General features: G+C 35.6%; 24 protein-coding genes. 2 read left to right on the top strand and 22 right to left on the bottom strand.

From position 1 onward, the window contains the following. Window positions 1–101: 101 nt before the first annotated feature. From CaldiYA01_RS06575 to CaldiYA01_RS06635, 13 genes are read right to left on the bottom strand one after another with little or no spacing between them, the layout of a single operon-like run. Window positions 102–1,796 carry a sulfate adenylyltransferase subunit 1 gene (locus CaldiYA01_RS06575; RefSeq protein WP_207178078.1) on the bottom strand — a complete coding sequence of 565 codons (1,695 nt, stop codon included), beginning with the start codon at window positions 1,794–1,796 and terminating at the stop codon, window positions 102–104. Window positions 1,797–1,818: 22 nt separating this feature from the next. Continuing rightward, a complete protein-coding gene (gene cysD, locus CaldiYA01_RS06580) occupies window positions 1,819–2,619 on the bottom strand; it encodes a sulfate adenylyltransferase subunit CysD (protein ID WP_207178079.1) in 801 nt (266 codons plus the stop codon). A 14-nt stretch (window positions 2,620–2,633) separates the two neighbouring features. Then, the gene (locus tag CaldiYA01_RS06585) at window positions 2,634–2,951 is read right to left on the bottom strand and encodes a 4Fe-4S dicluster domain-containing protein (RefSeq protein WP_013430461.1); all 318 of its coding nucleotides are present in this window, start codon (window positions 2,949–2,951) and stop codon (window positions 2,634–2,636) included. Further along, entirely contained in the window at window positions 2,935–4,626 is a 1,692-nt protein-coding gene (locus tag CaldiYA01_RS06590; RefSeq protein WP_207178081.1) for an adenylyl-sulfate reductase subunit alpha, read from the bottom strand. Before CaldiYA01_RS06590 ends, CaldiYA01_RS06585 begins: the two co-directional genes overlap by 17 nt. 42 nt (window positions 4,627–4,668) lie before the next feature. Beyond that, the gene (locus CaldiYA01_RS06595; RefSeq protein WP_207178082.1) at window positions 4,669–5,898 is read right to left on the bottom strand and encodes an O-acetylhomoserine aminocarboxypropyltransferase/cysteine synthase family protein; all 1,230 of its coding nucleotides are present in this window, start codon (window positions 5,896–5,898) and stop codon (window positions 4,669–4,671) included. After that, window positions 5,895–6,143, bottom strand: a complete 249-nt coding sequence (locus tag CaldiYA01_RS06600; RefSeq protein ID WP_011917163.1) for a sulfurtransferase TusA family protein — start codon at window positions 6,141–6,143, stop codon at window positions 5,895–5,897. The genes CaldiYA01_RS06595 and CaldiYA01_RS06600 overlap by 4 nt, the downstream gene beginning before the upstream one ends. Beyond that, window positions 6,136–7,026 carry a 4Fe-4S binding protein gene (locus CaldiYA01_RS06605; RefSeq protein WP_207178083.1) on the bottom strand — a complete coding sequence of 297 codons (891 nt, stop codon included), beginning with the start codon at window positions 7,024–7,026 and terminating at the stop codon, window positions 6,136–6,138. Before CaldiYA01_RS06605 ends, CaldiYA01_RS06600 begins: the two co-directional genes overlap by 8 nt. Window positions 7,027–7,048: 22 nt before the next feature. Beyond that, a complete protein-coding gene (locus CaldiYA01_RS06610) occupies window positions 7,049–7,459 on the bottom strand; it encodes a M67 family metallopeptidase (protein ID WP_207178085.1) in 411 nt (136 codons plus the stop codon). A 45-nt stretch (window positions 7,460–7,504) separates the two neighbouring features. After that, complete coding sequence (locus CaldiYA01_RS06615; RefSeq protein WP_207178087.1) at window positions 7,505–8,323, bottom strand: HesA/MoeB/ThiF family protein; 819 nt, start codon at window positions 8,321–8,323, stop codon at window positions 7,505–7,507. Next, window positions 8,320–8,529, bottom strand: coding sequence for a sulfur carrier protein ThiS (gene thiS / locus CaldiYA01_RS06620; protein ID WP_207178089.1), 210 nt, complete (start codon window positions 8,527–8,529; stop codon window positions 8,320–8,322). The genes CaldiYA01_RS06615 and thiS overlap by 4 nt, the downstream gene beginning before the upstream one ends. Before the next feature lie 26 nt (window positions 8,530–8,555). Continuing rightward, window positions 8,556–9,317 carry an ABC transporter permease gene (locus CaldiYA01_RS06625; protein WP_207178091.1) on the bottom strand — a complete coding sequence of 254 codons (762 nt, stop codon included), beginning with the start codon at window positions 9,315–9,317 and terminating at the stop codon, window positions 8,556–8,558. Continuing rightward, the gene (locus tag CaldiYA01_RS06630) at window positions 9,262–10,101 is read right to left on the bottom strand and encodes an ABC transporter ATP-binding protein (protein WP_207178093.1); all 840 of its coding nucleotides are present in this window, start codon (window positions 10,099–10,101) and stop codon (window positions 9,262–9,264) included. Before CaldiYA01_RS06630 ends, CaldiYA01_RS06625 begins: the two co-directional genes overlap by 56 nt. A gap of 3 nt (window positions 10,102–10,104) precedes the next feature. Beyond that, on the bottom strand, window positions 10,105–11,133 hold the full coding sequence (locus CaldiYA01_RS06635) for an aliphatic sulfonate ABC transporter substrate-binding protein (protein WP_207178095.1): 1,029 nt from the start codon (window positions 11,131–11,133) through the stop codon (window positions 10,105–10,107). A 458-nt stretch (window positions 11,134–11,591) separates the two neighbouring features. Here CaldiYA01_RS06635 and CaldiYA01_RS06640 point away from each other — a divergent pair, with 458 nt between their 5' ends. After that, the gene (locus CaldiYA01_RS06640; RefSeq protein WP_207178097.1) at window positions 11,592–12,545 is read left to right on the top strand and encodes a hypothetical protein; all 954 of its coding nucleotides are present in this window, start codon (window positions 11,592–11,594) and stop codon (window positions 12,543–12,545) included. Window positions 12,546–12,629: 84 nt separating this feature from the next. Here CaldiYA01_RS06640 and CaldiYA01_RS06645 read toward each other — a convergent pair whose 3' ends face one another. The 8 genes from CaldiYA01_RS06645 to CaldiYA01_RS06680 all read right to left on the bottom strand — a co-directional run bounded on the left by CaldiYA01_RS06645 (window position 12,630) and on the right by CaldiYA01_RS06680 (window position 21,152). Further along, complete coding sequence (locus CaldiYA01_RS06645) at window positions 12,630–13,856, bottom strand: L-lactate MFS transporter (protein WP_207178099.1); 1,227 nt, start codon at window positions 13,854–13,856, stop codon at window positions 12,630–12,632. Next, entirely contained in the window at window positions 13,853–14,380 is a 528-nt protein-coding gene (purE, locus tag CaldiYA01_RS06650) for a 5-(carboxyamino)imidazole ribonucleotide mutase (protein ID WP_207178101.1), read from the bottom strand. Before purE ends, CaldiYA01_RS06645 begins: the two co-directional genes overlap by 4 nt. 5 nt (window positions 14,381–14,385) lie before the next feature. Next, window positions 14,386–15,552 carry a 5-(carboxyamino)imidazole ribonucleotide synthase gene (locus CaldiYA01_RS06655; RefSeq protein WP_238480484.1) on the bottom strand — a complete coding sequence of 389 codons (1,167 nt, stop codon included), beginning with the start codon at window positions 15,550–15,552 and terminating at the stop codon, window positions 14,386–14,388. 94 nt (window positions 15,553–15,646) lie between these two features. Beyond that, window positions 15,647–17,515 (bottom strand): DUF4914 family protein, encoded by a 1,869-nt coding sequence (locus CaldiYA01_RS06660; RefSeq protein WP_207178103.1) that lies wholly within the window; start codon window positions 17,513–17,515, stop codon window positions 15,647–15,649. 32 nt (window positions 17,516–17,547) lie between these two features. Next, on the bottom strand, window positions 17,548–17,973 hold the full coding sequence (locus tag CaldiYA01_RS06665; RefSeq protein WP_207178105.1) for a hypothetical protein: 426 nt from the start codon (window positions 17,971–17,973) through the stop codon (window positions 17,548–17,550). A gap of 143 nt (window positions 17,974–18,116) precedes the next feature. Further along, entirely contained in the window at window positions 18,117–18,479 is a 363-nt protein-coding gene (locus CaldiYA01_RS06670; protein ID WP_207178107.1) for a DUF2294 domain-containing protein, read from the bottom strand. A 245-nt stretch (window positions 18,480–18,724) separates the two neighbouring features. Further along, window positions 18,725–20,374, bottom strand: a complete 1,650-nt coding sequence (gene hcp, locus CaldiYA01_RS06675; protein WP_207182759.1) for a hydroxylamine reductase — start codon at window positions 20,372–20,374, stop codon at window positions 18,725–18,727. Window positions 20,375–20,423: 49 nt separating this feature from the next. After that, the gene (locus CaldiYA01_RS06680) at window positions 20,424–21,152 is read right to left on the bottom strand and encodes an ATP-binding protein (RefSeq protein WP_207178109.1); all 729 of its coding nucleotides are present in this window, start codon (window positions 21,150–21,152) and stop codon (window positions 20,424–20,426) included. Between the two features lie 110 nt (window positions 21,153–21,262). Here CaldiYA01_RS06680 and CaldiYA01_RS06685 point away from each other — a divergent pair, with 110 nt between their 5' ends. After that, on the top strand, window positions 21,263–21,943 hold the full coding sequence (locus tag CaldiYA01_RS06685; RefSeq protein WP_207178111.1) for a Crp/Fnr family transcriptional regulator: 681 nt from the start codon (window positions 21,263–21,265) through the stop codon (window positions 21,941–21,943). Between the two features lie 34 nt (window positions 21,944–21,977). Here the strand turns inward: CaldiYA01_RS06685 and ftsY are convergent, their stop codons facing one another. Continuing rightward, the gene (gene ftsY, locus CaldiYA01_RS06690) at window positions 21,978–22,883 is read right to left on the bottom strand and encodes a signal recognition particle-docking protein FtsY (protein ID WP_207178113.1); all 906 of its coding nucleotides are present in this window, start codon (window positions 22,881–22,883) and stop codon (window positions 21,978–21,980) included. Between the last annotated feature and the right edge of the window lie 4 nt (window positions 22,884–22,887).

The following is a 22,887-nucleotide window of genomic DNA, read 5'->3' on the forward strand; positions in this document are numbered from 1 at the left end:
TTTAGCAAGTTTGCAAATTCCATTATAATTCTCTTGAGGGCTGGCAAATAATTTTTAGTATTGCAAAATTTTATTTTTTAAATTTAGATATTATAATACTTTCAGTCTGTAAATTTGAAACTTTTATTTGCAGATATATCATACCACTTGTTAGCAAACATGGCTAAAAGAAGGTTATCGTTTTTTTGTAATTGAACTAATTCATTCTTAAAATCCTTAAATTCATCAATTGAGTTCACTTTCAAGTAAAATCCATCTGCTGTTATAATTGGAAGTTCACTGTAAATATACTGATCAATATCTACTAAGTCGTTTAATTGGCCTTTTCTAATTTTTGCAACAAGTTTACCAACTATATCAATGACATCAAAACTTTCAGGGTAAGAATAAGTTTCACCCTCAATAGGAACAGCATCTCCTACTTTAAATGTTTTTTTGTACTTTGGATGTTTTCTAATAAGATCTTCAGACAATGAATAATAATATTCATCAAAGCAATGAACTATCATCTCTTTGTCATCTTTTGCAAATTTAGTTGCCTCTTCTTTTAGGTTAGCTAAGCCTGATATGATGCCACCGCCAGAGACATCATACTCGTCTACTATAACGAACCTACCTGTTGAAGAATTTGCTTTAAATTCATCAAAGCAAATCTTTTCCTTAGTTTTTATAGTCACTTCTGCAACATCGTTTGTTCGAACCTCAAGAGCATTTTCAACTGTCTCAAGAGTTGTCGCATCTATAACTTTGTCTATAGAAACAATTTCACATTCTGTCTCTTGTGTAACAAGCTTTAGTTTATATGTTTTATTCTTCACAAGATTTCTTTTTCCAAGCCAAAACAGATTTGCCCTGAACGTATCTGAAACATATAAAGTATTATCGTTTTTGTGAACAATAACTTCTCCTCTTTTGTTAAAGAACTCATCTTCAATAGTAATTCCAATAGACATTCCTGCCACTACTTCGTCTTTTTTATTATTTTCTGGCCAAAACTCAATTGATTTTACTCTGCTAACCTTTCCTTCTGGCAGGATTTTTATTTCGTCTCCCACTTTTAGCCTTCCAGACTCAAGTCTGCCAGCAATTATCCTCCTGTGGTCAAATTTATACACATCCTGTATAGGAAATCTTAGAGGTTTGTCTTCCAATTCTTTGTCTTTCTCAAAAAGGTCCAAAGCCTGAAGTAGAGTCTCACCCTTGTACCATGGCATTTTATCAGACTTTCTTGCTATATTCTCTCCCAAAAAACCTGATACTGGAATGTACTTTTGAGGATATACGTTGAGCTTGCTCAAAAATGTTGAGATTTCGTATTTGATTTCTTTGAACTTTTTTTCTGAAAATTCTATCATGTCCATTTTATTGACTATAACATATACCTTTTGGATACCCAAAAGTGATAGAATATATGCATGTCTTTTTGACTGTTCCTGTACACCTTCAGCAGCGTCAATAACAAGAAGTGCTGCCTCTGCATTTGCAGCACCTGAAACCATGTTTTTGAGAAATTCCTTGTGCCCCGGAGCATCTATAATTAAATAGTCTCTTTTTGGTGTTGAAAATTTTATCTGAGTGGTATCAATTGTAATTCCTTGTTTTTGTTCTTCTTCTAATGCATCTAAAAGATAAGCATATTCAAAAGGTCTGCCTTTTTCTTTACTTATTCTTTTTACTCTTTCTATTGCAGCTTCCGGAACAGATTTGGTATCATAAAGAAGTCTTCCTATGATTGTAGACTTTCCATGGTCAACATGTCCAACCACCACAATCTTGAGTAATTCTCTTGCAGTCATGCGTTCTTTACCTCCTACTTAATTACATATAACCTTCTTTTCTCAGTTTTTGCATTGCATACGCATCTTCTTGGTCTTGAGCTCGTCCTGCTCTTTCGTTTACCTTGGTGTTTTTTAGCTCTTCAATTATCTCATCAATTGTTGTTGCATTTGACTCAACAGGGAATGTGCACGGTGCACAACCAAGGCTTCTGTATCTTTTTCCATTTTTAGCAAAGTACAGGTCAATAACTGGGATGTTTTCACGTTTGATGTACATCCAAATATCAATTTCTGTCCAGCTAAGCAAAGGATGAACTCTTACATGGCTTCCTTTAGGAAAATCTGTATTGAACTGATTCCAAAACTCAGGTGGCTGATTTGTATAGTCCCATTCAGAATCCTCATTTCTAAGACTGAAGAACCTCTCTTTTGACCTTGAACCTTCTTCGTCTCTTCTTATGCCAAGTATCAAAGCTTCAAATTTGTATTTATTAATCACCTGCTGAAGTGCATCAGTCTTTAGTGCTTTGCAGCAAACAAGTCTTCCCTTCTCAGGCCCCATCCCTTGTTTTATGGCTTCTTCATTTATGTGGACAATTAAATCAAGGTTGTATTCCTTTGCTAATTTATCCCTGTACTTTATCATTTCTGGAATTTTATATGTGGTATCTATATGAATCAGGGGAAACGGGCAATGTCCGAAAAACGCTTTTTTAGCAAGCCACAAAAGCACTGTTGAGTCTTTTCCTATTGACCATAGCATTGCTATCTTGCTAAATTTGCTATAAGCCTCTCTCAAAATATATATGCTTTCTGCTTCCAATCTATCTAAGTGATCCATTTTATTCTTCCCTCCTAATATGTGGTGTTATCTTTGAGATTCTGTACAATCATTTCTTTTTCGCCGCTGGGTTTTTCAAAGTACCAGTACATAATCTCATCATTTTCTTTTTCTACATACATAGTTGTTCCATTTCCCCCAATTTCTGCACCTAAAAAATATCTGATTGCAGAAAATTTACACTCTTTTACACACGCAGCACAGCCCCAGCAATCACGCGGGTCTCTGATAAATGCTTTCTTATCTTCATCTATCACAATTAAATTGCCTGGACAAATTTCAGCACATTTTCCACATCCAATACATCTTTGTCTATCAATCCTTATGCTCATATACCTCATCCTTTTTTACTAAGCTTCTAAAGATTATCTTGACTTGGCCATCTTCAAATCGGGAATTCACATACTTCAAAAAGTTCTCATCGTCCTTATAGGGATAATCAACAAATTCTTGGAATGCTCTCCATCTTGTTTCTTTCCTTGCTTCTAAATGATGTAGCAAAACTTTGCAAACATAAAGCCTGTCAATAAGCTCATAAATTTTCATAAGCTGGTAAGTATCTTCGGCTCTTAATCTTTGGGCAAGTGTAAAAAGTTCTTCTATTCTTTCTTTAGCAATTTGTAGCCCTTTTAGATTGTACGCATAACCTGTCGAAATCCCACCAGCATAAACATCCATTACTTTTTGCATAGCTTCTTCTAATTCTTCTGTGGTGTACAAAGGAGAAGTATTGGTGAAAAATCTCTGCACCTCATTGAGTTTTTGTTCTATTGAGGATATATCTAAGGTTTCAAACTCTTTGTCTTTTATATACTTTAGCGCAGAATTTGCAGCTATTTCAGCCTCTGCAAAGCAGCCTGTTACATACTTGTGAGGACATCCTCCAACAACATCGCCTGCTGCAAATAAGCCTCTCAAGGTTGTTTGTCTTTCTGTATCTACCCAATAACCACTTGCTGAATGACCACCAACGATGTATGGTTCTGAGCCTTCAATTTCGACATTCTCAACCGCCGGTCCTCTGCCATTGTTGATCCACTTAAGTGTCTGTGATGGTGCCATGTGAAGATATGCTTTTATTAGCCTCTGCTCGTCCTCTTTAGAAATCCCAACTGTTTTTAAATAACACGGACCTCGGCCTGCTTTTATTTCCTCAACTGTTGAAAATACTCTGTTGTATGTGGTAGGTCTTCCATATCTTTTTTCATAGTACTCACCTTTTGAATTGATAAACTCAGCTTTTACCTCTTGAGCTATTGTTCCTGTTGGCGCTAAAGTATCCTTGCAGCGAAGAGCTATAAATCTAACTTCATAACTTGTCATTTCGCAACCTGCTCTGATTCCCATTGCATATCCTGAACCCACATTAAAAGGCGGATACCACATCTTGTGCCTTGAAAATCCAGGGTTGTTGGGCCTGTAAAGACCTGCAGCACCACCTGTTGCACAAATCACTGCTTTGGCGATGATAATGTAGAAAACATTGCTATTTATAGAGAATCCATATGCCCCTATTACTTTACTGTCTTTGACGATGTAATCAATGATGTTCACATGATTTAGCACTTTAACATTTTCTTTACTCTCAACTGCTTTTGCTAAAATTGGTTTTATATTTTCGCCATTTATTTTTATGTTTCTTTTACCTCTTGCTAAGTATTTCCCATTTGAATCTTTTAAAATGACAAGACCCATATCTTCAATCTTTTTAGTAACTTCATTTAACCTCAAGGCCATAGTGTATACTAAATCTTCTCTTACGATATTTTCATAATCTTCTTTGACATACTGCAAATATGTCTCTGGAGTTTCACCTTCTGTGATATAGGCATTGAGAGCATTGACACCTGCAGCAAGGCATCCGCTTCGCTTAATGTTTGCCTTTTCTGCAATTAAAACACTCACGTTTGGCGCTTTTTCAGCAATTGCTATGGCAGCAAAACACCCAGCTGTTCCACCACCAATTATGAGTATGTCAGTTTTTAGCATCTTCACTTCAAAGTTCATCTTACTTTATCACCCTTCTTTAGTTTTGGGAGGCATGCCCTTTTAAATCTTTTCAAGTGCCTGGTAAAAATCTTCTATTATGTCTTCTACATCCTCAAGGCCAACACATATTCTTATCATATCTTCATAAACACCCATAGCTTCTTTTTCTTCAGCGGAAAAACCTACATATATAGTTGACGCGGGATGTACAACAAGTGTCCTTACATCTCCTATATTGGTTGAGTTTATGGCATACCTTAGTGAATTTATCACTTTAAATGCATTTTCCTTGGTTCCAACCCGTATTGTTAAAATTGCTCCATATTTGCCTCCAAACTGTTCTGTTGCAAGCTGATAATATATACTTTCCTCAAGCCCAGGATAATTTACTGAAACTACCTTTTTATTTTCCTTTAAGGCCTTGGCAAGACTAAGAGCATTTTCGCAAATCTTTTGCATACGAACACCAAGAGTTTCAAGCCCGATTGTATTTAAAAATGCATTAAAAGGCGATATACAGGCACCAAAATCTTTAAGTAAGTTATTTCGAAGTCGTGCAATGTACGCAAATTCACCATACTTTTTGTATTCCTTAATAAGCGGATACCTATCATAATCAATTTTCATGTTGCTGCTTGCAACTATAACTCCGCCAATACAGCTGCCGCTTCCATTTATAAACTTTGATGTTGAATGAACCACTACATCAGCACCAAGTTTTATGGGTTTTACAAGATACGGCGTTGTGACAGTGCTATCAACAACAAGTGCAATACCATGCTCATGTGCAAGCTCAGCTATTTGCCTGATATTTGGAACATCAAGTTTTGGATTTCCTATCGTTTCTATAAAAATTACTTTAGTTTTATCTGTTATATACTTTTTAAAGCTTTCAACGCTACTGTCCTCTGCAAATCTTGTTTTGATACCAAAATTCTCAAATGATCTGAACAATGAATATGTGCCACCAAAAATGCCACTTGCTGAGACAATTTCATCTCCACTTTTTACCAAATTCAATATTGCTAAGGCAATTGCTGCCATGCCAGACGATGTGGCAACAGCAGCAATGCCTTCTTCTAAAAATGCTATTCTCCTTTCAAATGCCTCAACTGTAGGATTATTAATCCTTGTATATACAAAACCTGGCTTTTTCCCAGAAAAAACCTCTTCCAGTTCGTGTGCAGTTTCGTATTGGAAAGAATTACACAGGTATATTGGAATATTTGTTGAACCCCTTTCTTCCTTTGGACCAACATTTCCATGAATCAAAGAAGTATTAAATCTCATTCTTGTCCACCCTTTTTTACAAATACTGTATATGTCCCATCATTGTTATTTATCACTTTTAAAATCTCATGACCTTCTTCTTTTAAACTTCTCGGGACATTTTGAATAGGCTCACCCTCGTTCATTCTTATCTCTATGATTTGTCCTACCTCCATGTCCTCCATTGTGGCTTTTGCCTTTACAAACGTCATTGGACACACAAGATTTGTAATATCCAAAAAAACATCAGCTTTGATGTCACTCATCAAAATCACTCCTTTCATTTTCTATTGCTTTTTCTAACTCTTTTTTGAATATATCCCATCCAACTCTCTCTATGGTATTTCTAAACCTCTCGCCTTGTTTGCCATATTTTTTGTAAAATTCAAGTGTAGCTTGAATGACCTTGTGAACATCCTCTTTTGAAAATAGGATCGGCAAAATCTGTTTTCCAAGTGCTATATTGTTTCCAAACATACCACCAAAATAGAGAAGATAGCCAGGCTTGCCTTTCCACGAATTAGTTTGACACGACTTTACACACCTTCCACAATAGGTGCACTTGTCTCTATCTATGGTAATCTCTTTATTTTTCTCATCTATTTGTATTGCTTTTGTTGGACATACAGCCTGGCAAAGTCCGCAAAACGTGCAGCTGCTCTTTTCCCACTCAGGTTTTACTGCTCCTTTTATACCTAAATCATTTTCTTCAGCTTTAAGGCAATTATTACCACAACCTGTTATTCCGATTTTAAATTTGTGTGGAAGTTCCTGGGCATAATATCTCTTATCACACTCGTTTGCAAGCTCTGTTGTGTCTATAATTCCGTTTGGGCAAATGCTACTGCCTTGGCAAGCAGTAATTGTCCTTACTCTTGGTCCGCATGCACCAGGCTCAATGCCCGCTTCTGATAACTCTTTTTTAACTGCCTCTATATCCTCCAGTTTGATAAATGGTATTTCTACTCCCTGTCGTGCAGTCAGGTGTACATATCCTCTACCATATTTGTTTGCAACCTCGTATATTTTTTTTAATTGTTCGGCACTTAGTCTTCCGCCAACTACTCTTAGCCTCATAGAAAAATAACCTTTTTGGACCTGTCGCATAAACCCCCCTTTTTTTAGCTCACTGTAATTTATCTCTTTCACCTCAAATTACCCCCTAATCTTTTTAAATGATGTGGATTTCTTCCTCTTCCACATAACTTTCATATATCCTAAATGATTTTAAAACAGGATTTTTTTCGTCCATGAGTGATAATATGAGATAGCTCAAACTCTTATCGAAAGCAAGTCTTTTGTCCTCCTCAGACGGTCTTGCGGGTGTGGTTGGATGGCTATGAAAATTGCCAAGTAATACCCAGCCATTTTTTCTCATGTCTTTTACAGCTGCAAACTGCTCAAGCGGATCCATTGAAAAATGCTCTGGACTTTTGTCTACATTGGTAAGTAAGTAAACTTTCTTGACAATTCTTTTTTCATCCTCAATAACTCCACCCAGAAGTCCACACGCCTCCATAGGCAAGGAGTTTAAACAATGATTTAACATCTCCTCATATAATGTTTTTGGCAATATTATCAATTCTAATTTATCCCTCCTGTTTTTTGGCATTCACTTTTGGTACTCTTATCCTTGACCTTTTAAATCACACTGAGGCTGTTCATAGTCGATTAATTCTTTTATTGTTGGATTTTTACCACATACCTCACAGCTTTCTCTCTTGTTTATCTTTACTTTTCTAAATTCCATCTTCAAAGCGTTGTAAATTAAGATATATCCTGTTAGCAGGTCACCAATTCCAAGCAAATATTTAATTGCTTCTGTTGCCTGGATTGTGCCAATTATACCACCCATCACACCTAAAACTCCTGCTTGCTTGCAAGTTGGAACTGCATCAGGTGGTGGTGGGTTTTGAAAGATACATCTAAAGCACGGCCCTTTCTCTGGCACATAAGTCATGGTTTGCCCATCAAATCTTATGATACCTGCATGTGAAAATGGTTTTTTTAGCATTACACAGGCATCGTTTATCAAAAATTTTGTTGGAAAGTTGTCTGTGCCGTCGATTATAAAATCATAATCTCTATCCTTGATGATATCTATTATGTTCTTTGAATTTACCATTTCACGATAAATTACTACTTCCACGTCAGGATTCATTTGGTTTATCTTTTCCTTTGCAGAAAACACCTTTGGCTTGCCTACATCAGGTGTAAAGTGTATTATTTGTCTTTGAAGATTGGAAAGCTCAACTGCGTCAAAATCAACAAGCCCGATTGTCCCAACACCGGCAGCTGCCAAAAACATTGCAGCAGGACAGCCAAGTCCCCCAGTCCCAATGATCAAAACCTTAGATTCCAAAAGTTTTTGCTGTCCTTTTGCGCCAACCTCGTTCAGGATGATATGTCTTGAGTATCTTTCAAGTTGTGTATCTGTTAACTTCATAATTGTCCCCCTCCCATGAAATATAAAAACTCAACCTCATCGCCATCTTTTACTGTAACCTTATCATACTCACTTCTGGGGATAATTTGACCGTTCAGCTGCACTGTTACGTATTCTTTCATTGAGACATTTAAAGCATCTAACATCTCAAAGATTGTCATCTCTCTTTCAATTTGTACTTCATTACCATTTGCCTTAATTTTCATTCTTTTCTACCTCCCTCATAAATTTTTCATGTATTTTTAAGGCCCCATCTAAGTCTTATCTGATTTTCTAAAGGGCCAAATATTGCCTTTTCTACAACAAGTCCGAAAATAATTGTTACTATCATCACGCTAATGACTTGGCTCATATCTGCAAGGTCTCTCCCAACCATGAGTACTTGCCCTAAACCTTTTGTAGCAAAGAGCATCTCACCTGCCATCAATGCTCTAAATGCAAACGACCAACCTTGTTTCATGCCTGAAATAATATACGGAAGGCTTGCGGGGATTATTACATTTAAGTAAAGTGTTATACCTTTTGCACCCATCGTTTTTGCTGCTTTTATATAAAGTGGATTTACATTTTTAATACCTGACTCAACTGCAAGTGTTATAGAAAATAGAGAACCAATTGCAGTTACAAATATAATAGCTTTTTCTGAAAGACCATACCATAATATGGCAAATGGTAGCCAGCAGACGCTTGGCAATGTTTGAAAACCAAGAATAAGTGGTCTTAAATTTCTATCTAAAAATCCGAACTTTACTATTGAAAGTCCAAGAATAATTCCCGCAATAAGAGAAATCAAATAACCTATAACCATTCTTTTAGTTGTTGCCCAGATTGCTATGAACAAAACATTGTTATCCAGAAGTCTTATAAAAGTTTCTGCTACTGATACAGGAGATGGAAACACATAAGGTTTCCATATCTTAAAAAGCTCAACAAAAATTCTATAGACCAATTCCCAAGCTGCTATCAGAGCTATATAAAACAGTGTCCTTTTCAAAACTCCAATCGCTATCGTATTCTGCTTTTGCAATCTTTTCCACCTCATCTTTTAATTCTTTCATAATAGCAGATATCATATAGACTATGTCAGGATTATCAAGAAGTCGCGGCCTTGCAAGTCTTATTTCAAAAACCTTTTTGATTTTTCCCGGGTTTGAAGACATAACCACAACCTTGTCTGCTAAAAGAACCGCTTCTTCTATATTGTGTGTCACAAACATAATTGTCTTTTTAGTCTCCCACCAGATTCGCTGAAGTTCAAGCAGTAAGATATTTTTTGTCTGGCTGTCAAGTGCTGCAAAAGGCTCATCCATCAGCAATACTTCAGAATCAAGCGTCAACGCCCTTGCTAAGGCAACCCTCTGTTTCATTCCGCCTGATAATTGGTGAACATAAGCGTCTTTAAACTTTGTTAAGTGAACCATCTTTAGGTATTTTAGTGCTTTTTCATATCTTTCTTTTTTGGGGACACCGCGTAATTTCATACCAAATTCAACATTGTCAATAACTTTTAGCCATGGAAATAAAGCAGACTCTTGGAACATTACAATCCTATCTGGTCCGGGTGACAAGACTTCTCTGCCGTTTAAAAAAACCTTTCCCTCAGAGGGTTTTTCAAGCCCAGCTATTATATTCAAAAGTGTAGATTTGCCACAGCCAGATGGACCGAGAATGCATATAAACTCTCCATTTTGTACTTCTAAATTTATTTTTTCTAACACATTTATTTCTTTGTTTTTTGATTGAAATCTCTTGCTTACATTTTCAATTACCAGTGCCAATTTTTAGTACACCTCTTTGTTTTTGATTCTATCTAAAATTTCTGCGTTTACTAATTCTTTAATATTTGGCTTTTCTCTTAAGTATCCCAACTCAAAATATGACTCAATGGCTTTTTCTAAGGATTCTCTTTGTATTTCGCTTGAAAGTTTGATATTTTTGAAGGAGTCTTTTAGGATGTCTGCCGGCAGCGGCTTAGAAGTTATCTCAGAAATTTGGTTATTTATTATTTCATATGATTTTTCAGGATTTTTTTCAATAAAGTCTGTTACCTCAAGATGCGCTATGAGAAATTTTTCTACAATATCAGAATGCTCTTTTAAAAACTTTGTGGTAGTAATAATTACTGTTGTAGGAATATCTATGTATTGTCTTATTTGGCTACTGTCAAGCACAACATTGGCATTTACTTCTTTTTTTAACCTTGTCCCCCAAGGTTCAGGAACCAACGCAGCATCTATCTGGTTTCTATCAAGCAAAGTTTTAATGTCTGGATTTTCAGCTTGAATAATCTCAACATCTCCACCTTTGGTAGTATCTTTTAGCCCAGCTTTGTTTAATAAAAACCTTAATACAATATCCTGGGTATTCCCAAATTGAGGAACCGCAATTTTCTTACCTTTTAGGTCACCTAAATTTTTTATATCCAAGCCCTGCCTTGAGACCAGCATCATTCCTCCATTTGCAGCACCTGCGATAATCTTTATTTCCCCGTTTGTCTTTTCAAAGCCGTTTATCGCAGGAATTGGCCCAATATAACCTATGTCAACCTCATCAGGTAAAAACGCTTCTATCTCAGCCGGACCTGCATTGAAGACCTTATATTCAACTTTTACATCCTTGCCTATTCTCTTTTGGAAGGTACCAAGTTCTTTCCCTACCAACGCTTGGGCATGAGTTATATTCGGGAAAAATGCAATTCTTACCTTTAGATTTTTGTCTTCTTTTCTTGCATAGCATCCTGAAAGGAGAAATGACAAAGTAATTGGTAGTATGATTAAGGCAGCCACTTTATAATATCTTTTTATTGCCATTTATGTGCCTCCTTAATATTAACTATTTTTATCGAAATACTTTGTATTAGTATTATTTTTTATCTCTGCTCAAAAAACAATGAGCAGAGACAAGTTTTTAACTTAAACTTATAAATTTCTATCAGTTTACTTGGTTATTAAAATTATAATACATGGTAATTTTTATGTCAATAGTTTTTTTAAATGTTTTTTCAAATGGTGAACAGAATATTCATAACCACTTAATTACAATAAATTCAAAGAGTATACAATGTAAACTCAGTAAAATTTTATTAAAAGATAAACACAAATTTTGAGCGTGTATTTTTTTTTGACAAATGCTATATCAAAATAATTTAAATTTGAATGCAAAATACTGCAAAAAAAACAATATTATTAATTGAGACTAAAAAAAGTTTCAGATATGTTTTAATTGTAAAGTTAATAGGATAAAGAAAAAAAGAGAGGAGGTGTAAAAAATGAAAAAGTATATCATTTTAGTATTGGTAGTATTGTTGAATATGTGTTTATTACATACACCAGCATTTGCTTATATGCTTTCAAGTTCAACTATAAACCATGATGAAGAAATAATGAAGTCACAAAGGCAAGTATCAGCTGAATATACATTAAATATTATATGTGATATAGTAAACAGCAAAGATTCAAATCCTTTTAAAAAAGAATTAGAAAAATTAACCGGTAAAAAAGCACCTTATGAACGAACCAGGTTCAAGTTAAGTGAAGAGTATGAGTTATATCGTCCGTTTGTTTTTCCTTACAAAAAGATATTAACCGAACGTGGCACATCTATCTATTTTGAAGAAAATGTTAAAGATAAAATGAAAAATTTTAGGATTGATACGTTTCAGGATCTTATTAATAACCAATTTGTTGACAAAAAATGGTTAAGAATAGTTTACTATGAAGATAAACCTGTTGGATATATTCAAATTAATTGGTATGATGATATAGGCAGTTATGACTCGTCAGAATGGTCGATAGGTAATTACCATTTATTTAATGCAATAGAAACCATGAAAGATTTTCTAAAATACAAAAAAGAAAATACCAACGTCAAAATCTTATCATTTGATGGATTAGCAAAATATATTGTTTCAGAAGATGGGAATTGGTGGTGCACTGACGGTGAAGGAACTATAAATCCAGCAAAATATAAAAATATGATATGGAGTTTTGAAGAAATAAAAAATAATTTAAACAATAGACCAAAAGAAATGTTAAATTACTTCGAGACACATAAATATGTGTCAGAGATGCCTTTGGGTGGTTTACCATTTAAACCTCTTTATGAAAGCGTGTATGAGCGCAGAAATAAAATAAAAAATATGCTTATAACAATAATTTTATTGCTGGCAACCGCTATGACTGTTGCAGGTATTAAACTTGTTTCAAGAATAAAAAATGCCTAACTTTTTCAATTTTGTTATTTACCATCCTCATTGTTGCGTTTTCCTTCTTGTGATTGAAATTTTACCTCAATGAGGATGGATTTTTTATTCATATTTTCTGGTTGGTTTTAAGTAAAAAAGAATAATTATGATTCCAATAATTGATAATATGGCTGTTATATAGAAGTTAAATATATAACTCCCAAAAATATCTCTTATTTTTCCAGACATTAAGTTTCCTAAAACAGCCCCTACCCCGTATCCTGTAAATAGAATACCATAATTTTTACTATAGTGAATTGTTCCAAAAAACTGTGCAGTTGCAGCTGGTGCGATTGAGAGCCAGCCACCTAAGCTCAACCACAATAAGCTAAAAGTTATCATAAACAAAAGAGTCATTCTCTCTTTTGCAAAAAGCATACTTAACGATGCTAAGAACATTAAAGAAAAATTAATTATTGCCGCAAATCTTGGTGTAATTTTATCAGTAAGCCATCCAAAAAATGGCCGACCAATCCCGTTAAATATAGCAAATATAGAAACTGACACAGCAGCAGCTTCAGCTGATAATTTTATTATCTCCTGCCCAACAGGGCTTGATATTCCAATCGCCATCAGTCCGCTCAGTGTCCCTATAACAAAGCAAATCCAAAGAGCCCAGAAGGTTTTTGTTTTTACCATCTCAGAAGGAGAATAAGAAAGTTTGTCTTTTTGGGCCTTAACTCCTTCATCAGTTTTTACTTCTCTAAATGGGAACTTTAATGGGATTGATAATAAAATAATAACAATCAGAAAAACTACTCCTAATATTCTAAATGTAAAAAGAGGACCATACATCTGTATAAGTTTTCTTGCAATAGGCGCTGTAATAAGAGGTGACATACCAAATCCTAAGACAGTCAACCCTACTGCAAATCCTCTTTTGTCCTCAAACCATTTCGCAGAAACCGCAATTGGCACCCCATACGTAATTCCCACGCCAGTTCCAGCAATAATTCCATATCCCAGAATCAAATTTATCAAACCATTAGAAAAACCCGCCAAAATCCAACCAATACCAACTAAAATTCCTCCAACTATTGATACCATCCGCGGTCCAAACTTATCTAAAACCCTTCCCGCAAGCGGCATCAAAATAGCATAAAATACAAGAAAAAACATATATGGCAAACTACTTTCTGTTGCACTTAGTTTAAATAGTTGCTCAAGCGGTTTTCTAAACACACTCCATGAGTATACAGAACCAAGACATAAATTAATAATGAGTCCCAACAATATGTAAATATAACGCTTTTTGTTGGCTACAAAATTTTTATGATGATTTTTTATCACCCCTCCTGCCTCCTTTTAAGATATTCTTCATATCCAACGCTTTCTAAGCCTTTGGCTTTTTCTTCTACTTCTATTTTCATTTTTTCTTTATATTCAACCACCTTTTGTCTGATATTAGGATACTTTATACTCAGGATTTGAGCTGCTAGAATTCCGGCATTCTTAGCATTATTAATTGCAACAGTTGCAACAGGCACTCCCGCTGGCATTTGCACAATCGATAAAAGAGAATCAAGTCCATTTAAAGAAGATGTTTTTACTGGAACGCCAATAACCGGCAAAGATGAAATTGAAGCAACCATGCCAGGAAGGTGTGCAGCGCCGCCAGCACCGGCAATAATTACTTCTATCCCCCGGACTTCTGCCTCTTTTGCATATTTGAACATCCTCTCAGGAGTCCTGTGAGCAGAAACAATTGTTATCTCATACTCTATCTCAAAATCTTCTAAAACTTTTGCTGCCTCTTTCATCACAGGAAGGTCAGAATCGCTCCCCATAATGATACCAACAAGTGGTTTTTTCATTAATCTTACACCTCCGCTTTAATCTTTAGAATTTCTTTAACCCTCTTTGCTTTTTCAATTGCTGCTTCCAAGTCACTATCGATTATTGTCACATGCCCCATTTTTCTGAAAGGTGCTGTTATATTTTTTCCATAGAAATGAAATGAAACCCCTTCAATCGCCAAACTTTCTGCCAAGCCCTCTATTTTTGGTCTTCCTTTATAATCTTTTTCGCCCAAGAGGTTTATCATGACAGCCGGTGAAAGTTGCTTTGTAGACCCAAGCGGCAGGTCACAGATTGCTCTTATATGCTGTTCAAACTGACTTGTCACACATGCTTCTATTGTATAATGTCCAGAGTTATGTGGTCTTGGAGCAACTTCATTTATTAAAATTTCGTCATCCTTTGTCAAAAACAACTCAACTCCAAACACACCAACACCATCCAGTACTTCAACCACTTTGATTGCTACTTCTCTTGCTCTTTGTGCTATCTTTTCGTCAATCCTTGCAGGCGCAACTAAAAAGTCAAGAATATTTGCTGACTGTTCAAAAACCATTTCAACAACAGGATAGCTTTTAACATCTCCTCTTTTGTTCCTGGCAACAATCACTGCCAATTCCTTTTTTATATCAACTAACTCCTCTACAAAAGAATCTGTCTTAAGTATTTTATTTAAATCCTCTTTATCATTTATTACAACAACTCCTCTTCCATCATAGCCGCCTTTTGAAGCCTTTTGGACACACGGGAAACCAAACTTCTCAAAAAAAGACACATCCAAATTAGTTACCTTTTCAAACCTTGGTACGGGAAGATTTGCGTTTTTGAACATTTGCTTTTGTTTGTATTTGTCTTGAATGACTTCCAAACAATAAGGTGATGGATAAATTTGATATCCCTTATCATAAAGATCTTTTAACACTGCTGTGTTGATATGTTCTATCTCATAAGTGGTGATATCGCTTTTTTCAACAAGTTCTTTTAACTTTTCAGGGTTGAAAAAATCACTTACAATCAGCTCATCAGAAACCGAAGCTGCAGGACACTCAGGGCTGGGATCTAAAGAGATGACATAAAAGCCCATCTGTTTTGCCTTTTGCGCAAGCATCTTACCCAGCTGTCCGCCACCAATAATTCCAATTTTTTTTATGGGAAAACTAAAAGTGCTGCGATGCATTTTGCTTTTCATCTCTCCTTTCCAATATATAGTTTACCACAAACTCTTCAAAAAACAATAAATGACCTCCCCACAAAATATTCTTTGCAGGGAGGCATTGTTTTGTCTATTTTATCAAAGATACATAGTCATCCAGGCTTCCATCATCCAAGCAACATTCTATAATTTTTCTTCCAAGGGGATGTAAATCCAATGTTTTGAATTTTATAATCTCTTTCTTGAAAAATTCTGTCAAAATCTTTGCACCCTCCATATAGCCTTCTTCTCCAACCTCTTGCTGAAGGTCAACCTGGAGTAAAAACTTTGGTATATAAGTTCCTTCAACTTTCATGTATTCAAGTGCCCACCCCAAAAGCGGCAGCTTTGCAGGCTTTAGCTGGTCAGATCTTAATTTTACATTTCCTCTTTTTGCTAAATACTCTCTTGTTATCCATTGCGGCATAAAACCAACCTTGTATGCACCTATATGCTGGTTTGGAACTAGAATATATTGAGTTTTTGTAAACTGCAAAATCTGTTCAAGCAAAAGATTCGCTTGCTTTACCATAAGCCCTGTTGCAAATGGCCAGTAAGACCCAACCCCTTCTGAACTCAATGCTTCTGCCTGTGTTATGCTTGGATTTGCATGGCCGCGGGGGCTAACAAGCCTCCACAGCCATGCCAGTGCAGGTGGTAAAAGGTGAAACATCCCTATAATACCGTAAGTTGGCTTTTGTTTAGTGCAAGGTGGTGTCCTCACTCCAAAGCTTCTTATGTCAACCTCAACAGGTTCATCCACAATGTTCGGAATAAACCTGCGAGGCAAAATAACTCTTGGGTTAGGACAAGGTTTTCCTGGCTCATCCATTGTGTGTTCCCATATAAGACAGGTTGAACCAGGAACACCCTCTAAATTTAAGAATATTAACGGCTCGGGTGGATGAATGCAAAGCCTTTCAAGCTGTGGGTCTGTACCGTAATGTGGAATATTATCAAGTCTTACAAACCAACCTTGTTCTGCGTCTTTTACAACCATTTTTGAACCCTTTTGAAGGCTGGGATGAACAAGTGCTATATCGTCTGTAACTGGATGTATCTCGCAAGATTCTTTTATCTCAAGGTAAATTCTTTCTTTTGTTATAATATTTTCTCCAAGCAAGACTCTATTGTCTTTTTCTCTATGCATCTGCTGGCACATTTCACTCTTTCCGCCACCACTTGCTCCCTCGTGCATGATTGTTATCACGTTGTCATATGGTGTAACAATCCTGACTGTTGAAGCATGAGCTGCAACCCAGCCTTCCATTTCACCGATGTTCAAAAGCACACCATATACTCCCTTTTTAGCACTTGGTCCTGGGTACAAGTTATATGAAAATATTTCATGGACACCATTTAACCTATTGTGCACAACCACTTGTTTTCCGTTAAAATGTGTATGTCTAAAAGGTGGAGCTACATATATCACTGCTTTTGGTTCAAAAACATCAATCTTTTCAAATTCAGTTTTTGGAATAAACCCTTGAATATCAGCAAGCGCAAATCCAAAAAATGCAGCATTGAGCGGAGCTATCACAAGAGCAGGATATCCATGTTCCTTTCCTCCAGCATAGAAACCGTATACTACTAATTCTTGTTTTTTTAACCATTCAAATGTTTCTTTCCTCACTGTTTCAAAATTGTCTCCATAAATGTCTTTATATCGTTGTTTGTCAGTTTCACCATCATCACCAATAATTAAGCTATCTGGGTCTCTTCTTCTCATGTACACATCAGGATAATTTACAACAATACCATTTTTACATCTTGTAACTATCGCCTCAACCACTTCACCCTTACTTTCTACCTCATATTTCACCTCAAACACCATATTATCTTTTCCACCAAGGGATAAATCTATAAAATCAAGTCTCTTTTCTGGCATAACTATTCCTTTGCAGTTGCTTAAAATTTCATACACTTCATCTTTTACCTTTAAGTTTAGAAGCTTTATCATTGCGATATATACCTCCTATCAAGAAAAATTTTTCAATTACTCTCAATAAACTCAATCTTCTCAATCAAAAGCTTTAAAAGATATCTATAGTTTTCAATTACCTCTTTAGTTTGCCTGAAATACTCTCCATTTTCTTTGAAAAATTCTACAACATAATACTCCAAACATTGCACAACAATTTTCAAGTCTTTGAGAAAATTTTTATCTTTCCTTATATAAAAATTAAGGGTTTTGGTGTTGAGGCGAAATACATCCAACAACACAAGTGGCAAGGCCCACAGGTCAATGTAGCTTCCATCCCAAAAATATTTATAAAAGAAGCCTGTTAAAAAAGGATTTGTCTCACAGTATTCTTTAAAAAATTTCTCTATGAGTATAAAAAATGTTTTTCTTGTAAACAACTTTGACGCTAAGTCCTGAGTCTTGTGGAGGTTTGCCTCATAAATTTCAGCAAACAATACAAATACCTCCTTAATTTGTATTTATCACCTCTGCAGGGCATCAAAAAAGGCCAATATTTGCAAAACCTTTTTCGCCCTGCAAATATTGGCCTACCTTGCAACTGGCCAATTTATTGGCCCTTTGCTCGGTCTGCCAAATTTTACTGATTTAATTTTTTTTCTAAGTTTTCATTTAGAGTTATTACAATTACTTTTTCACCATTTACTGTGTTCACATCTGAGTAAATACCCGCAATATCAACATCAATTACCTGTTTTATTAAGTTTGCCAAATCATCTTTTGCATTCTCAAACAAAGTTGCTCTCACCTTTTTGATAAGTTCAATACCTTCCTTAGTTTGTGCAAGCTTTTTTTCTGTAGGACTTAAAAAACCAATCAGTCTTACTACAATAATATCCTCTGTAATTATAGTTTTGATCTGCTTTGGTCCTCTACCCATATAGTCTATTTCAAATTTGCTAACCGCCTCGCTGATTTTTGCCTCTATCTGCCCCTTTGTCATTTTGTTTTCCCAAAAACCATTCCTGCTTTGTTCAATTTCTGTCTTTAGTATAGCAAAATGAAAGTTACATGTCAATATATTTCAATTAAATTTTTTATTATGTCGCTAAATTATTGATTATTCTAAATTTCAAAAGTTTAACTTTATATAAATTGCAAGTTCGATTTTTTCATTATGCACCTTAAGATAACAAAAAGGCAGGGCTGTGTTTTTTGACACAGTCCTGCCTTTTATTCTATCTTCGCTTATTTTTTTGACAAAATTTCGTTCAAATCATTCTCTGGGTTTGAAATAGGCTTTATATTGAATCTTTCAACAAGTACTTGTAGAATATTTGGCGAAACAAATGCTGGCAGTGATGGACCCAAGTAGATATTTTTAATACCAAGGGATAGCAGTGTTAAAAGTATCGCTACTGCTTTTTGTTCAAACCACGAAAGGACAAGTGTAAGCGGCAATTCATTTACATCAACTCCAAAAGCCTTTGCAAGTTCAATTGCAATGATGATTGCAGAATATGCATCGTTGCACTGACCAACATCTAAAAGTCTTGGAAATTCAGCAACCATCCCAAAGTCTTTCTTATTGAATCTATACTTTCCACATGCAAGCGTCAAAATAAGCGTGTCTTTTGGAGTTTTTTCAGCAAACTCTGTATAGTAGTTTCTACCTGGTTTTGCACCATCGCATCCACCAATTAAGAAGAAATGCTTGATCTGACCACTTTTTACAGCTTCAATTATCTTGTTTGCAACACTAAGCACAGTCTTGTGAGCAAATCCAACAAGGATTTTCTTTTCTTCTTCGTCTTCCTGCCAACCACCAAGTTCTAATGCCTTTTGAATAATTGGTGTAAAATCCTTTTTGCCATTTACCTCTTCAATGTGTGCAACACCATCAAACCCAACTACCCCCGTTGTAAATATTCTGTCCTTGTAACTGTCGCGTGGTTTTTGCAGACAGTTTGTTGTCATCAAGATACAACCTGGAATGCCGTCAAATTCCTTCTGTTGGTCTTGCCATGCACCACCATAATTACCAACAAGATGTTTGTACTTCTTTAGTTCTGGATAACCATGCGCAGGAAGCATCTCACCGTGTGTATAGATATTTATTCCTTTTCCTTCTGTTTGATCTAAAAGCTCTTTCAAGTCTTTCAAATCATGCCCAGAGACAATTATAAATGGTCCTTTTTTCTTGGAAATCAAAACTTCTGTTGGCTGTGGATGACCAAAAGTCTCAGTGTGAGCTTTGTCCAAAATTTCCATACATCTAAAATTCTTCTTTCCAAGTTCCATACAAAGGTTGTAAAGCTCATCTGTTGACAAGTTGCTGTCCAGCGTTTTTGCAAGCGCCGTAAAGAAGAAATTGTTCACATCATCATCCTTGTAGCCAAGCCTATATGCATGATGAGCATATGCAGCCATTCCTTTCAAACCATAAATAAGAAGCTCTCTTAAAGACCTGATATCCTCATCAATGTCATCTGCCAGAATTCCAACCTTTTTCCCGTCTGTTATCATCTTTTCAACATCTTCTGGTGGTCGATAGTAAACGGCATTTGGCAAATTATCTAAGCTCGAAACTTGATTTTTTAGATTTTCTTTCACACTGTCTGCTTCAAGAATATACCTTACAAATCTTTTCTCATCAAAATTTACATTTGTAAGGGTGGAAAATAGAGCATCCATCACGAATTTGGTTGTACCTTCGTCAATCATTTTTCCTTCAGCTAAAATTTTGCTGCCCAAGTATGCAATGCCTTTTAGCTGGTACAAGAGCAAATCCTGAAGTGTAGCAACTCTGCTGTCTTTCCCACAAACACCTACCTTTGTGCATCCTTTCCCACCTGCTGTCTGCTCGCATTGGAAACAAAACATATCAGTTTGAATCATCACAACATAGCACCTCCTGAAATATTATCAATTTCTATTTACCCAAAAATTATTCTTTTATACCACCATCGGTGGTAATTGTTACCTCTTGATACGGCAAAATCTTCTGTGCCTGAAGCATGGCCTTTTTAACTATGTTTGCAATACCATTGCAACAAGGAACTTCCATCTTGACAACTGTAATGCTTTTTATATTATGACTTTGAATAATTTCTAAGATTTTTTCATAGTAGTATTCAATATTGTCAAGCTTTGGACATCCTATTATTGTCACTTTTCCTTTCATAAAATCTCTGTGGAAAGACGCATATGCATAGGCAACACAGTCAGCAGCAATGAGTATATGCGCGTTATCAAAAAACTTTGCATAAGGATTTATTAGATTTAGCTGTACCGGCCAGTTAACAAGTTCAGAAAACTCTTCTTTGGTCTCTTCTACCTTTTGATTTTTCTCCTCTGAAGTTGTATCAGTATTGTTTCTTTCAATAATCTTTTCCTGAGAACCAGGGCACATACATGAAAACTGCTCATGCTGTTTTTTCTGATTGAGTCTTTCTTCCACAGCCTTTTCATTGAATGGTTTTGCTTCAGCTTCAATTATCTCAATTGCCCCTGTTGGACAAACAGGTAAGCAATTTCCAAGTCCGTCACAGTATTCTTCACTGACAAGTCTTGCCTTGCCATTTACAAGCTCAATCGCACCCTCAATACAAGCATTCACACACAGTCCGCACCCATTGCACTTTTCTTCGTTGATCTTCACAATCTTTCTTATCATTTTCAACCATCCCTCTCTGTTTACTTGCAATTATATTTTATATGGTTTAGAATATATTTGCGGTAACATATGTTACAGTTTTATATGCATTTTAAAGAAGGTGAAATCCGATGAATCTTGAAATGGTATGTCAAAGCAAGCTGTTTAAGATGATGGATCAAAGCGAAATAAAAGAGATATTAGATTCCTTTTATATTCCTAAAAAGGATTTTGAAAAAGACCAGGTGATTGTACTTGAAGGTGACGAATGCAGCTTTGTAGGGCTTATACTCAGCGGAATGGTTGAAGTGAAGAAAAGCTCTGTCTCAGGCAAAGAATATACCATAACCACATTGTTACAAGGTGATACATTTGGTGAAGCTGTCATATTTTCTTCGGCAAACACTTTTCCTGCGACAATTGTTTCAAAAACCAAAACAGAGGTTATATTTATTCCAAAGCATGCCATAATTGAGATGTGCAAAAAGAACGAAAAGTTTTTGTACAACTTTTTAAACCTTCTTTCAGATAGAATCCTTCTCTTGAACACTAAACTTAAAGAAAATACGCTTTCTACTTTGAGACAAAAGATTTGTAATTTTTTAATTGAAGAGTACAAAAAACAAAAAACTACAAAATTAAAACTTAATTTGACAAAGCAAGAGCTTGCTAAAATTTTTAATGTGCAAAGGCCTTCACTTTCAAGAGAGCTTATAAAAATGAAAGAAGAAGGACTAATTGATTTTTGGGGAAAAGAGATCTGGGTCAAAGATCTGGAAAAGATAGAGGGGTATTTGTACGAAGAAGCATAAAAGGCTGGGTATCTACCCAGCCTTGTGACTCTTTTTAGTTTTCAAAAAGAGCATCTACAAATTCTTTTGCGTTAAATTGCTGGAGATCATCTATCTTTTCTCCTACACCTACAAACTTTACCGGAATCTTTAGTTCATCACAAATGGAAATCACAATACCACCTTTTGCCGTACCATCAAGCTTTGTAAGTACAATTCCAGAAATATTAACTGCATGGTTAAACTCTTTTGCTTGATTTAAAGCATTTTGACCGGTTGTTGCATCAATCACAAGCAAAGTCTCCTTGCTGGCTTCTGGCATTTGCTGATTTATCACCCGGTCAATCTTTTTGAGCTCCTCAACCAAATTCTTCTTAGTATGAAGTCTGCCAGCCGTGTCTACTATCAAAACATCAGCCTTTCTTGCCCTCATTGCTTGGATACCATCAAACACAACAGCTGCTGGATCGCTACCTTCCACATGCTTTATAATATCACACCCAACCCTTTTTGCCCAAATCTCAAGCTGTTCAGCAGCTGCTGCTCTAAAGGTGTCTGCTGCAGCAATTAAAACCTTTCTACCATTTGATTTTAAAAGATTTGCAATTTTACCTATGGATGTTGTTTTACCTACACCGTTTACGCCAACCATCAGGATTATGAGGGGATACTTTTCACTTAATTTATTTTCAAGATTAATAATGTTCAGCATCTCTTCTTTTAAAAGCTCTTTTACATCTTGAGGATTAAGAATTTTTTCTTTTTTAACCCTCTCTTTGAGATTTTCTATTATTTTTTGAGATGTTTTAACACCAACATCTGAGAGTACTAAAACCTCTTCAAGTTCTTCAAAGAGATCATCATCTATCTGCCTGAATGATTTTAATAAACTCTCCACCTTCTCAGTAAAATTCTTTTTAGTCTTTGAAAGACCTTCTCTAAGTCTATCAAAAAATCCCATCTTC

Source organism: Caldicellulosiruptor diazotrophicus, assembly GCF_017347585.1.
GTDB classification, from domain to species: domain Bacteria; phylum Bacillota; class Thermoanaerobacteria; order Caldicellulosiruptorales; family Caldicellulosiruptoraceae; genus Caldicellulosiruptor; species Caldicellulosiruptor diazotrophicus.